Origin of the sequence: Ruegeria sp. EL01 (assembly GCF_900313035.1) — a bacterium.
In the GTDB taxonomy this organism is placed as follows: domain Bacteria; phylum Pseudomonadota; class Alphaproteobacteria; order Rhodobacterales; family Rhodobacteraceae; genus Ruegeria.
Window position 1 is genome coordinate 61442 of sequence record NZ_OMPS01000021.1, and the last position, 12047, is coordinate 73488.

General features: G+C 57.1%; 12 protein-coding genes and 1 tRNA gene. 5 read left to right on the forward strand and 8 right to left on the reverse strand.

Features of this window, described 5'->3' with window-relative positions:
• Nucleotides 1-199: 199 nt before the first annotated feature.
• Both D9K61_RS10680 and D9K61_RS10690 read right to left on the reverse strand, forming a co-directional pair.
• Nucleotides 200-1039 (reverse strand): DMT family transporter, encoded by an 840-nt coding sequence (locus tag D9K61_RS10680; protein ID WP_120633256.1) that lies wholly within the window; start codon nucleotides 1037-1039, stop codon nucleotides 200-202.
• Nucleotides 1040-2002: 963 nt separating this feature from the next.
• Nucleotides 2003-2677: a TIGR04283 family arsenosugar biosynthesis glycosyltransferase gene (locus tag D9K61_RS10690; protein ID WP_120633234.1), complete on the reverse strand. Its 675-nt coding sequence runs from the start codon at nucleotides 2675-2677 to the stop codon at nucleotides 2003-2005.
• 73 nt (nucleotides 2678-2750) lie between these two features.
• On the opposite strand from D9K61_RS10690, the gene D9K61_RS10695 reads away from it, so the two are divergent.
• On the forward strand, nucleotides 2751-3488 hold the full coding sequence (locus D9K61_RS10695; protein WP_120633235.1) for a folate-binding protein YgfZ: 738 nt from the start codon (nucleotides 2751-2753) through the stop codon (nucleotides 3486-3488).
• A 113-nt stretch (nucleotides 3489-3601) separates the two neighbouring features.
• Nucleotides 3602-4543 (forward strand): ABC transporter transmembrane domain-containing protein, encoded by a 942-nt coding sequence (locus D9K61_RS10700; RefSeq protein WP_120633236.1) that lies wholly within the window; start codon nucleotides 3602-3604, stop codon nucleotides 4541-4543.
• Between the two features lie 65 nt (nucleotides 4544-4608).
• Here the strand turns inward: D9K61_RS10700 and efp are convergent, their stop codons facing one another.
• Entirely contained in the window at nucleotides 4609-5172 is a 564-nt protein-coding gene (efp, locus tag D9K61_RS10705; RefSeq protein WP_120633237.1) for an elongation factor P, read from the reverse strand.
• Between the two features lie 218 nt (nucleotides 5173-5390).
• On the opposite strand from efp, the gene D9K61_RS10710 reads away from it, so the two are divergent.
• Nucleotides 5391-5711 (forward strand): DUF6280 family protein, encoded by a 321-nt coding sequence (locus D9K61_RS10710; protein WP_120633238.1) that lies wholly within the window; start codon nucleotides 5391-5393, stop codon nucleotides 5709-5711.
• A 72-nt stretch (nucleotides 5712-5783) separates the two neighbouring features.
• Here the strand turns inward: D9K61_RS10710 and D9K61_RS10715 are convergent, their stop codons facing one another.
• The gene (locus D9K61_RS10715) at nucleotides 5784-6353 is read right to left on the reverse strand and encodes a cobalamin biosynthesis protein CobQ (RefSeq protein ID WP_120633239.1); all 570 of its coding nucleotides are present in this window, start codon (nucleotides 6351-6353) and stop codon (nucleotides 5784-5786) included.
• Between the two features lie 61 nt (nucleotides 6354-6414).
• Between D9K61_RS10715 and D9K61_RS10720 the strand changes: the two genes are divergently transcribed.
• The gene (locus tag D9K61_RS10720) at nucleotides 6415-7872 is read left to right on the forward strand and encodes a cobyric acid synthase (RefSeq protein WP_120633240.1); all 1458 of its coding nucleotides are present in this window, start codon (nucleotides 6415-6417) and stop codon (nucleotides 7870-7872) included.
• 3 nt (nucleotides 7873-7875) lie between these two features.
• Here D9K61_RS10720 and D9K61_RS10725 read toward each other — a convergent pair whose 3' ends face one another.
• The 3 genes from D9K61_RS10725 to D9K61_RS10735 form a co-directional block, all read right to left on the reverse strand.
• Nucleotides 7876-8691, reverse strand: coding sequence for a hypothetical protein (locus D9K61_RS10725; protein ID WP_120633241.1), 816 nt, complete (start codon nucleotides 8689-8691; stop codon nucleotides 7876-7878).
• A gap of 74 nt (nucleotides 8692-8765) precedes the next feature.
• Complete coding sequence (locus D9K61_RS10730; RefSeq protein WP_120633242.1) at nucleotides 8766-10184, reverse strand: TolC family outer membrane protein; 1419 nt, start codon at nucleotides 10182-10184, stop codon at nucleotides 8766-8768.
• Between the two features lie 95 nt (nucleotides 10185-10279).
• Nucleotides 10280-10933, reverse strand: a complete 654-nt coding sequence (locus tag D9K61_RS10735) for a protein-L-isoaspartate O-methyltransferase (RefSeq protein ID WP_120633243.1) — start codon at nucleotides 10931-10933, stop codon at nucleotides 10280-10282.
• 226 nt (nucleotides 10934-11159) lie between these two features.
• Here D9K61_RS10735 and D9K61_RS10740 point away from each other — a divergent pair.
• Nucleotides 11160-11233: transfer RNA gene (locus D9K61_RS10740), tRNA-Cys, on the forward strand.
• A gap of 398 nt (nucleotides 11234-11631) precedes the next feature.
• On the opposite strand, the gene D9K61_RS10750 is transcribed toward D9K61_RS10740, so the two are convergent.
• Nucleotides 11632-12047, reverse strand: a 416-nt coding sequence (locus D9K61_RS10750) for an IS5 family transposase (RefSeq protein WP_120633257.1), incomplete at its 5' end; no start/stop codon positions are given.

Below are 12047 nucleotides of genomic sequence, written 5' to 3' on the forward strand. Positions count from 1 at the left end.
ACGACATTCTTATAGTTTACCGGCTTAGGATGTGTAGTTGCACCGATTGTATTCTTAGTTGTTAGATAGGCCCGAGCACAGGCCTACTTCAAAACGAGCCTCGGGTTGGGCGCGAGCTTTATCCTTTGCATCAAGCATTGGGTGGATCAAGCGGGACATCTCCCCACGCCGTAGGCCGGGCTTAAGCCCGGCACCATACTCAAACCGCCAGACCGATCAAAGCGACTCCAACCGCCATCAACACAGCGGCACCCAGACGTCGCATCCAGTTGCCCTCTTGCAAAAACACAAACCCAATCAGCGCGGCAAAGATCACCGAGGTTTCGCGCAAGGCCGACACGGCGCCCAAAGGCGCAAAGTTCTTGGCGTAGAGCACCAAACCATAGGCCGTCATCGACACCAACCCGCCCAGAATGCCGATCATCCAGACCTTGGCGGGCAGCGCGGCCAGCGTGTCCCGTTTCCGTATTCCGACAAACCCTGCGATGAACAGGTGCAAAAACGCGCCCCACGCCCAGTAGCTGAGCGTATTGTCCGATAGCCGCACGCCGATCCCATCGACCACCGAGTAGATCGAAATGCAGAACCCGGTGCCCAGTGCAAACCCCAGCGCCCAGCGCCCGACGCCGGAGCGCAATGCGCTCCAACTGCTGAGCTGAATGCCCAGCGCGATCAGGGCGATGCCACCCCAAGCTTGCGGGGGCAAAACCTCTCCCACCAAGAGCATCGCCCAGAGTGATACCAGCGCGGGAACGATGCCCCGAGCGATAGGGTAGACGACGCTTAGATCGCCATGCTGGTAGGCTTTGCCCAGCATGAAGTAATAACCGAAATGCACCACGGTCGAGATCAGGATGTACGGAAAGCTCTCGGCACTGGGCAGCGGCAGTAGCAGCACCATCACCGCTGCGGGGATGACGTGGCCGAAAGCCACCAGACCCAGCGTGGTGGTCCGGTCGGCGGCCGTTTTGACAATCGCGTTCCAGACGGCATGCAACATGGCCGCGGTCAGAATAATGGTGATGACAAACAGGGACACAGCGAGACCTTCAATCAAATGCTGGCCGGTGATAAGCCAATGTCGTCAATTGCATACCGCAAGGTCAAACTCAACGCCGAACCGCGCGCCCAGAAGATCACCTTGTCTCGGCCCGGACAACCAAGCAGGCAGGCAGCAAGCGGCTACAACTGCGCGTGATCCCTGTTGCTTAGCACAGCAGAGCACTTAATGTTGCCAGTATGAGTTTTGTGACCGACAACCAGTTGCCTTTGCTGATCATGTTCTTTGTGATCGGCTCTATTGGCACGGCCTTTCTGTTCCGCAAACCAGCGGGGCACCGGGCGTGGAAGCTCGCCGATCTGGTTTGGGTCGTATTGGGTGGCATCGGAGCGCTGGTGGCGGTGCTGGCCGGGCTATACACGGCCGACAGCTCTCGGCTGGACCGGCAGATCGACGTGGCCTATGCGGCGACGCTGGCCTTTGACCGCGATGCCGCGCGGTTCCGGTTGCGGTTCTGCGATCCGGCCTTTGACCCCGATACCGCCGTTCTGTGCGACAAGGTAGAGTTCCTGTCGGCCTCGACCGCCAGCAACGCCGATCTGCCGCTGTTCATTGCCGTCACGAATGAAGTCGCGCCGCTGCAAGGGTTGCATTTTCTGTTCGGTGGGCAATCGAAAGACGACATGGACGAGATCCGCGGCATGGCCGCCAAGGCAGACGCCTTTGACATCGACCAGTTCCTTGTCTTCACGTCACTGGATGACGCGACACAGGCCGCGATCGACAACATGCGTCGCAAGGTTCCGGCCATCGCCGGGGACTATCTGATACTGGCGCAGAGCTATGATGATCTGATCGATCAGGTCGGCAAGCTGAAGGATGAGTGGGAGTATCTGCAGGCCAATGGTCATATCCTTGTCCTGCAGATCGTTGCCCTGTGTCTTGTCAGTTTCGCCGCACCGTTCAGGCTAGGCAAATCCATTGTTGAACTGCGGACTGCGCTTATCGCCGATACGCCTGTGCCAACCGCTCGGGATCTGCCCCAAGAAAGTACCGAGTCAGAGTCCACAGATTCCGCGCGCCCCGCCGAACCCAACCCGACTTCTGGTAGCGTTCCGCACTCGTAACCGCGTTGGCCTTTAGCAACGTCACTGGCGGCAGTGCACGCACCAGCGCAACATCCTCCATCAGTGGCTGATCCTGATAGCCACCAGCCGACAGGTAGGAATTGCGTGGTACCAGCAGCCCCTGATCCCCATACGGCAACCCAAATACTCGACTGCGCAGATTGGCCCAGCCAGCCACCCATTTCGGTGCGATCCCTGCTGCTTGAAAAGCCAACCGAAAGGCCGCCGGCGTATTGGTTTTCAAATGGTGCTCCACCGTATCGCTCCACCCCGGTAGCAAAGCGGTATCAGAATGCAAAACCAGCAGCCAATCGCCTTTGGCCTGCGCGCAGCCGTCGCGCAGCTGCCCCCCGCGCGAGGCTGCACCAGTGACCACAGTCGCTCCGGCCTCCTCGGCGATATCGAGTGTCAGATCGGTTGAACCGCCATCGGAAATCACAAGTTCCCGGATCAGGCCGCCGCGTAGCCCCTCCATCAGCGCCTGCAAACACGCAGGCAAGCCATCTTGAGCGTTCAGGGTTGGAATCACGATACTTATTGGGGCGGGCACGTCCGATAACCTCTGGTCTTGGCAGCGAGAGTTCCTATATCACGGTGCCCAAGCAAATGACGAGGACCAAGCCATGCCGACCCGCCGCATTCTGCGCCTGACAGGCACGGACACCGAGAGCTTTTTGCAAGATATGGTCACCAATGATTTGGGTGGCCTGGACAGCGGGCTGGTCTACGCAGCGCTTCTGACGCCTCAGGGGAAGTATCTGGCAGACTTCTTTCTGAAACGCGACGGCGATGCGATTCTGCTGGATGTGGCCGAGGGATTGGCCGACGGCCTGTTCAAACGCCTGAGCATGTACAAACTGCGCGCAGATGTTGCGATTGAAATCTCAGACTTAAACCTACAGCGCGGGACCGGACTGGCACCAGATGCCGCCCTGCCCGACCCGCGCCATCCGGATCTGGGCTGGCGCGCCTACGCGGCAGGCCCTGAAAGCGACGATGGAACAGATTGGGACGCCATCCGCGTGCGCCATTGCATTCCCGAGACTGAAATCGAACTGACCCCGGACAGTTATATTCTGGAGTCTGGTTTTGAGGCCCTGAACGGCGTGGATTTCAAAAAGGGTTGTTATGTCGGGCAGGAAGTCATTGCCCGTATGAAACACAAAACCGTATTGCGCAAAGGCCTAAGGCGCGTTCTGATCGAGGGCAGCGCCTCGGTTGGCACGCCGATTGTGTCGAACGGAAAGCCTGCCGGGACGTTGTTCACGCAATCTGGTGGGCAGGCGATTGCCTATCTGCGATTTGATCGTGCGGGCGATGACATGCGCGCCGAGGATGCAGTGGTGCGGCTGGTCGACTAACCTCTGCGCCTGTTGCGATTCCGTTACGTTTGTTACGCCACACGGACCCATAACATTTGAACTCTGGATCCGCGCTGTCACACTGGCGGCAGTGAAGTGACAGGGACACCAACATGCTGCAACTGTATTCTGCCATTTGGCGTGCCAGTGCTGGACGGCAGATCATCCTTATTCTTCTGTCCATTGCTGTGGCAGGGCTTGCCGCCGTTCCGCTGGAATTTCAACGTGATATCATCAACCACCTGACCTCAGACCATGTCGAAACAGAGCGCTTGATCCTGCTGGGCGTCGGAATGATGGCGGTCATCCTGCTGAGCCTGAGCCTGAAATGGGTCTTGGGCTACCGCGCCGGGACATTGGGTGAAGACATGATCCGGTTAATCCGTCAGCGCCTTTTGTTGCGAGCAGCAGACGTGGATGAGACCGGAGAATCCGTCCGCAAGGGCACAATGACAACGGCAATTTCTGCCGAAGCCGAAGATCTGGGGAAGTTCGCTGGTGGCGCCTTTTCCGACCCCGTGGTTCAGATCGGAACATTGATCAGCGTCATCGGTTACATCTCGTCCACACAGCCCGGTCTGGGCCTGATCGCATTTTCGATGATTGTACCTCAGATTCTGATTGTCTTGATGTCACAGCGCAAGGTGAACGTGTTTGTCGCGGAACGAGTCCGCATATTGCGCAGTGCAACAGATCGACTGACGGCCGAAGACATCGAAGCGGCCGAAAGAGATATCAATGCGCAATTCGATGAAATCTACGAAACACGACGCCGTATGTTCATCTGGAAACTGTCCGCCAAATTCCTGCTGAGCGTGATCAACGGTGCCGGGACTGTGGGTGTCCTGATGTTGGGCGGGTGGCTGGTGATGCAGGGGAAAACCGATGTGGGCACAGTTGTCGCAGCAATCAGCGGGCTAAGCCGGATTCAGGGGCCCACAGCCTTTCTGATTACCTTTTATCGTCAAGTCAGTGCCAACCGCATCAAATTCGAATTGATGCTTGAGCTGTTTGGCCCGGACCCCTCCCGCTATCGACGCCTGCCAAAAACCTGAAAAAGACCGCACGGCGATTGCCAGCGCGGTCCGTTATCAAATTCATTGTATGACGCGACAAAGTTTCACGCGCGTTCAGAGTATTCCATGGTTTCGGTGTTCACGATGATCATCTCATCCTGGCCAACAAAGGGTGGCACCATGACCTTGACACCGTTATCCAGAACCGCAGGCTTGAACGAGTTTGCCGCTGTCTGACCCTTCACCACCGGCTCGGTCTCGACGATCTTGCAGGTGACTTTCTGAGGCAGCGTCGCGTTCAACGCTTCGCTCTCATAGAACTCGACAACAATGGTCATGCCATCCTGCAAGAACGGGCGACGCTCGCCCAGCAATTCCGCTGGCAATTCAATCTGTTCGTAAGTTTCGGAATCCATGAACACCAGCATGCCGTCGGATTCGTAAAGGAACTGCTGGTCTTTTTGCTCTAGCCGAACCCGTTCAACCTTATCCGCCGACCGGAAACGTTCGTTCAGCTTCGAGCCATTGCGCAGGTTGCGCAATTCGACCTGGGCAAATGCCCCGCCCTTGCCCGGTTTCACATGATCCACCTTGACGGCCGCCCACAGCCCGCCGTTATGCTCAAGCACGTTGCCGGGGCGAATTTCGTTCCCATTTATCTTGGGCATGACTTAAATCCTTCACAAACGGTTGATGCGTCGTTTGCCGCCCCTATATCTGGCGGGATCACACCTGACAAGACAACGAGACCTAGTGCTGCACTTGCAGCGAGCCATGCAGCTGACGCAACGCAACTATGCATATTAAGTGTATCCGAATCGCACCTAATAGGTCATAAGAGCCGTCATGCCGAAAATGCAAGAGCAAGAACAACAAGGATAACGAGATGAGAGATTTCGTTGACGGCACTGCCTTTAACAACGAACAAGGCAATCGTGCAAAGAAACTTTTCGCGGCCGTTGTACTGGCTGCGCTCGATGACGCCATCGCTGACGACAAGAAGTATGGCAATGGTCCGGAACAGATCGCCCGCTGGGCGCGTTCGCGCGATGGGCGCGAAGTGCTGTCGTGCGCGGGTATTGACCCGAACGAACGTGTTGTCGGCGGCCTGATGGAATTCGTCGGTCGCGGCGTGCGGACATCCGTGGCCCTGTCGCGTGAAGAAAGCGAACGTCGCAACGCTGCACAACAAGCCGAAGCCGCCTGATCCAAGGCGACTAATTGAAGAAAAAGCGCGCTCCCTCGACCGGAGTGCGTTTTTCTTTTGCGCGCTATCTGGTCAGAAGAACATCAGCCATTGCCGGGCCACCCAGATTTCTGCTGCCAGCAACATGGCGAAAAACAGTTTCGCCCATACCTGCATGCCTTGCCGCCACAAAACGACATAGGATGCCAGGCAGGCCGACCCTGAAACCGGAACGACCCAAAGTGCATAATGGGTGCTGTCCCAATAGCTGACCGGGCTGTGAAACACCCAGGAACTTATCGGCCAGAATTGCGCGCGACCATCGCCTGCGTGCAGCAAGAAATCCATCGCAAGGTGGAGCAAACCTGCCGCTGACCCAACGATCAATACACGCCAGCCGCGCCATATCCCGATCATCAAAGCCAGCCCCCAAAGGAAAAAGGAATTGTCGATCGCGAAAACCGTCTGCCATGTGGATGAGTAGTAGAGTTGGCCAAACACCACTTGCTCGGGGATGCCCAACACAAACAGCGAGACGCCCGCCAACAGATAAAGGGACAAATCCGGCAGCAGAGAGCCCAGCAACGCCGCCCACAGAATGCGTCCCCTGGCAGGTCGGGCAAAAGCGGCGGCACCAATCAATAAATGTGCGGGCGTGTTCATCCGGGGCTTCCCCTTCGGCCTCAAATCGGGTCATCTGCGCGTTAAACATAGGAGACTAACCATGGTTCGCGCCATCATGATTCAGGGCACAGGCAGCAATGTCGGAAAATCGGTGCTGGTGGCCGGGTTGGCGCGGGCGTTCACACGGCGGGGGCTGAAGGTTGCCCCGTTTAAACCTCAGAACATGTCGAACAATGCGGCCGTGACTGAAAACGGTGGCGAGATTGGCCGCGCGCAGGCGCTGCAGGCCCGCGCCGCCAAGCTCCCGACCCACACGGATATGAACCCGATCCTGTTGAAACCCGAAACGGACACCGGCGCTCAGATCATCGTTCAGGGGCAGCGTGCGGGTACCATGAAGGCCGGTGATTATCGCAAGGACAAGTCCAAGCTGTTGGGTGCGGCTTTGGAAAGCTTTGACCGGTTGTGCCGCGATGCCGATCTTGTGCTGATCGAAGGCGCGGGCAGCCCGGCCGAAACCAACCTGCGCAAAGGTGACATAGCCAATATGGGCTTTGCCTGTGCCACAGACGTGCCCGTTGTACTGGTTGGCGACATTCACAGGGGCGGCGTGATTGCCCAGATCGTTGGTACACAAGCCGTACTGGACAAAACCGATGCGCAGATGATCCACGGGTTTGCTGTCAATCGCTTCAAAGGGGATGTGTCCCTGTTTGACGAGGGGCGTGACGACATTGCCGCGCGAACCGGATGGCCTTGCCTGGGTGTGGTCCCCTGGTTTCACGACGCCTGGAAACTGCCCGCCGAAGACATGATGGATATCCGCTCTCATACCGGGGGCACGTGTAAGGTCGTCGTGCCGCAGTTAGAGAGGATGGCGAATTTCGACGATCTGGACCCTTTGTCGGCAGAACCCGGCGTAAGCGTCGAGATCATCCCTGCAGGTCGCCCGCTGCCCGGCGATGCGAACCTTGTGCTGCTGCCCGGCAGCAAATCAACAATCGGCGATCTGGCCTATTTTCGGGCCCAAGGATGGGACGTTGATCTTTATGCCTATGTGCGACGCGGTGGGCATGTTCTGGGCCTGTGCGGCGGCTATCAAATGCTGGGTAAGACCATTTCCGATCCCGACGGCGTCGACGGTCGGTCCGGTAAGGTGGACGGGCTGAACCTATTGGATGTTGACACGGTTATGGGCGGGCAAAAGCAGGTCATATTGCGCCAAGCACACGCGCTGCCAAACCGTGAACCCGTCGATGGCTATGAAATCCACATGGGGCATACCGAAGGACAGGATTGCGCCCGCGCCTGGCTGGAAATCGAAGGTCGCCCAGAAGGTGCCGCGAGCCCGAACGGCCGAATCATGGGCAGTTACCTGCATGGCATCTTCTCATCCGATGCATTCCGCGCCAGTTTTCTGTCCCGGTTGGGCGTAAATTCAGAGACCGCGTATGAAGATGGGGTCGAGCAGACATTGGATGCCTTGGCCGATCATCTGGAACAGCATATGGATCTGGATCTTCTGTTCGACCTGGCCAAACCACCATCCATCGGGTGAAGGTTAATCCACTTCCAGCGCCGCCAATGCCCGGGCGATTTCTCGCCGAACCATTTTGCGGACGTTTCGTGTGATCCGTTCACCCAGTGCGCCTTGCAGCTCTTGCCGAACGACCTCGGCGATCAACCGACGCAGTTCTTCTTCATCCATGGTTGCCACAGCCTGATCGATGGTATCTGCGGGGTCCTCTTCCGAGGGTGGGGATGCAAGAACCTCGGGGTCACGAACAAACTTCGCTGTCTGAGCAGAGTCTTCGTCGACTTCCTCAGATTCAGTACCATCCAGCTTGGCCAGATCTTCCTGATCTGTTTGGGTGTTCACCTCTTCGACGTTCCACCGCAAAGCATGGGTCGGTGTGCCAGAATAAGCGTCATCGCTATCTCCGTCAGGTTCCCATTGATCCTCGGTCCGCGCGATCGCGGCCTCCAGCGCTTCGATTTTTGCGCTCAGACTGCTTGTCGGATCATTTGATGAATCAGCGTGCTGCGGGGTGTCTGCAGCGTTCGCAGCTTTGGCATCCTGCGTTTCTTCAACCTGATTTGCCGCGGCTTCCGTGCGAACGATATCGCAGGCTCGCAACAACATCGGTTTGGCCGATTCCTCGGCGCTATACTCCGGGTCTAACTTCAGAGGGCCAGCGCCCTCCTCAACCTTAGCGGGTTTGCCAATACGCAAAGCATCGGTCAGAACCAATCGTCCGGGCTTGCGCCCTCCAGAACCTTGATCCGAAACTGATTTTTTACGGCCGTCGTCACTGACCAAACGTTTTACCGAAGATAGGACATCTTCGATACCTGCTTTTACGACACCATCAGACATTGTTTTCTACCGCTCTATCCTCGGGGTCGAGTCTAGCCAAACAATCGGAGCCTCACAACAACTAGTATTGCTTGTCAGTCCCGCCGCAACGCTTTGAGGACACGATCCAGATCCTTGCTTTGCTTGCTGACCTTGGCCGGCGCCTTTTTGACCAGATTGTAGTAAAGTGTCGGGTCGTAGATCTGAACCGCAAGACCCATACGCTCGGCGGTCAACAGCCCCTGCGCCTGCAGCAACTGATACGCAGCCAGTGAACGTTCGGTCCGCGAGGCAATCTCGGCCAGTTGCGCATCCAGCAAATCTTGCTGAGCCGTCAACACGTCCAGCGTAGTCCGTGCGCCCAGTGTCGCTTCTTCCCGAATCCCGTCAAAGGCGACCTGCGAGGCGCGGACACGTTCGGTCGAAGCGGTCAGGCTGGCGGTTGCCGTTTCAAACCGGACATACGCGTCTGTGACACCTTGGGTAATGTCCTTTTGCACATTCAGCAGGTTGGCGCGTGACGCATCCCGGGTGGCCATGGCACGTCGCACAGCCGCGGCCAAACGGCCACCAGCATAGATCGGCTGCGTCAGGCTCAGCGAAACACTCGCGTCATTCGTATAGTTGTCGTCGTCGTAGCTTTCAGTGATCCCGGCATCCGCATTCAGGCTGACATTGGGGCCAAGGTTGGCACGCTGCTGCTGAACGACCAGATCCAACGCCCGCACCTGATGCTGTGCAGACAAGATAGAGGGATGATTGCGTTGCGCCAGGTTAACCGCGTTGGATTGCGAACGCGGCAGATTCGGCAAGCCAGGCTGACCAGCGGTACGCCCCGGCAACTTTCCAACGGCATTCACATACTCTGCCTGCGCAGTACTGAGATCGCCGCGTGCATCGGCAAGATCCGCGCGGGCGCTGGCCAACTGGGCCTCGGACAGGGCAACGTCTGTTCGGGTGACTTCCCCCACTTCGAACCGATCATTCGAAGCGCGCAGTTCCTCACTGGATAAATCGACGTTGTTCTGGCGGATTTGAACCGTTTCCTCCTGCAGAAGCACGCTTAGATATGCAGTCGCCGCGCGAAACAGGATTTGCTGCTCGATATCAATAAGCGCTTGCCGGGTCGATAAAACCGTTTCCTGCGCTGACTGCTTACCCAGCGCCGATGCGCCGCCGTCATACAAAAGCTGGCTGAGTGTCAAACCCGAGAAGAAATTGGACGGATTAGACGTTGCCACCGTCGTAGCGCGACGCGTTTTCGTGTATCCTTGGCTGACCCGAACCGTCCAGTTGATGATAGGTCGCAACGCCGCAAGAGCAATGGCAACATCTTCATCTGCAGCGCGCAGCAGGGCTCGGTTCTGCTCCAGCAAACCGCTGGTGTTGTATGCTCCGATAAACGCATCCGTCAGATTGTCAGCCCATGCCGGGCGCAATGGCAGGACGCTTAGCGTAAGACCTGCGGTCACTGCCAACGCTTTGACCAGCTTGCCTGTTGCCGTACCACGCATAACCAAATCCTCTCAAATAGAAATTACGCTGCTCTGAAAGCAGTTTGCGTCTTTGATTTCAACTAATCAAGGCGACAGAATTATCCAACGCCAGACTATAGCGAAAATGCACACTCGGCGGAAAAATGCTCTAGAACCGGCGCGCTGGCATTGAACGCGTCGCGCCAACTGACACGACCTCCTGTTTTTCGCCCAATCCGCACGGTTCCAAGGCCCTTCTCAACGAACAGGCAAGCAATACGACCGTGGTCCTTCAGCTGAGCCACCACGTCGTCCGGCACTTTCTCGACTCCGCCCTGAATCATGATCACGTCGTACGGGCCGTGCTCAACCGCGCCCTGCTCAAGTGGGCCGACATGAATGATCGCGTTGTCTGCATCAGCCTCGGACAATAGGGTCTGCGCCTCCGCAGCCAGCGTTTCGTCACTCTCAACGCCTACGACCAACTGCGCCATCCGGGCAGCAACCGCTGTGGAATACCCCATGGCCGGTGCGATATCGAGAACCATCTCATCATTCGAGATATTCAATGCATCCAACATCTTAGCCAGGGTCCGCGGTTCAAGCATATAGCGCCCGTTTCCGTAATCGATCAGCCCTTCGACATAGGCCGCTTCGCGCTGCGCGTCAGGCACAAAGCTCTCGCGTGGGACAGTCAGCATGGCGTCAATGATCGGGAACTTCGTCACGTCAGAAGGCCGAACCTGCGTATCAACCATCGTACGGCGTCGGGCTACGAAATCAGTCATAGGATCTCTCGTCTTATTCCCAAGGTTATCTGGCTTGTGCCATATCCGACAAAGCGCGGCAACGGCCCAGATGCCGCAATCTAAGCCAGCCGATCAGGGTACGACCAGCACGTTTCCGCAATTTGCATTCGGGTCGCGAAATTTGCGCCCAATCCACTGGACGACCCCGGAGAAAGCTGCTAAAACGCCACCCACACCACGGCAAGTATTTGATTTTGCTTGAAAAGGCGAGTTGGCGGAGTGGTGACGCAGCGGATTGCAAATCCGTGTACACCGGTTCGATTCCGGTACTCGCCTCCATATGTCACGACCAATTGTTTGTTTTTTAATAACAAACTTGAGAAACGGTGAAAATCGAAACCACCTACCCGCCCAAGATCAGATTGCATCGGACACTCTGCGCAATCTACATACCTGCAGGTTGTGGCTTGAATGCTTTGGTACTCTTACCGCGCTTCTTGAAGTCCTCAACATCATCTATCTCAAAAAAGGCGATTGAGGCCTGCGGTTGCCCATGTACGTGAAAGATTTGCCTCTTGAAGCCGTCGGAATAGGGCGCGTACGCATTGCTCCCACCGTATTCTCCATTGTTCGCAACAATAACTGCTTGATGCATATGGTAGTGGAGCGCGAGCGCCATGTTGGGCTTTGTTGCACAAATCGGTTGAAGGGTGGACTTCCCCTTTCCCCGGGCGGACTTATCCTACGGGCTCTGTGACGGGAATGCCAAGAGCGGTGTAGCGGTTGAGCACCGCGATCCGGATCTGAAGCTCAGCGACTTGCCGCTCGAAGTCTCTCGCCATGAGGCCTTGGCCAAGCAGTTTGACGCAGTGCATTTTTGTTTCTGCGCGGCTCCGGCGGTGATATCCGGTCAACTTTCGCCAGAGTGCCCGCCCGAGATATTTGCAAGCTCTCACAGCTTCGTTTCGTGCCACGGCCCCCGCCGTGGTTGGCTTCCAAAGTTGGGCATTTTTACGCGGCGGGATGACGGCTGCGGCACCCCGAGCGGCAATCACATTGTGACATCTTCGAGTATCGTAGGCGCCATCAGCTGTGACGGTGGCAATCTCCTGATCGGACGGGATCTGCTCCAACAGGTCAGGCAGCATTGGGG

Bases quoted from the DNA above. Each gene is read 5' to 3' on its own strand.
- D9K61_RS10695 (WP_120633235.1), top strand. From the start codon at position 2,751: ATGCCGACCCGCCGCATTCTGCGCCTGACAGGCACGGACACCGAGAGC.
- D9K61_RS10700 (WP_120633236.1), top strand. From the start codon at position 3,602: ATGCTGCAACTGTATTCTGCCATTTGGCGTGCCAGTGCTGGACGGCAG.
- efp (WP_120633237.1), bottom strand. From the start codon at position 5,172: ATGCCCAAGATAAATGGGAACGAAATTCGCCCCGGCAACGTGCTTGAG.
- D9K61_RS10710 (WP_120633238.1), top strand. From the start codon at position 5,391: ATGAGAGATTTCGTTGACGGCACTGCCTTTAACAACGAACAAGGCAAT.
- D9K61_RS10715 (WP_120633239.1), bottom strand. From the start codon at position 6,353: ATGAACACGCCCGCACATTTATTGATTGGTGCCGCCGCTTTTGCCCGA.
- D9K61_RS10720 (WP_120633240.1), top strand. From the start codon at position 6,415: ATGGTTCGCGCCATCATGATTCAGGGCACAGGCAGCAATGTCGGAAAA.
- D9K61_RS10725 (WP_120633241.1), bottom strand. From the start codon at position 8,691: ATGTCTGATGGTGTCGTAAAAGCAGGTATCGAAGATGTCCTATCTTCG.
- D9K61_RS10730 (WP_120633242.1), bottom strand. From the start codon at position 10,184: ATGCGTGGTACGGCAACAGGCAAGCTGGTCAAAGCGTTGGCAGTGACC.
- D9K61_RS10735 (WP_120633243.1), bottom strand. From the start codon at position 10,933: ATGACTGATTTCGTAGCCCGACGCCGTACGATGGTTGATACGCAGGTT.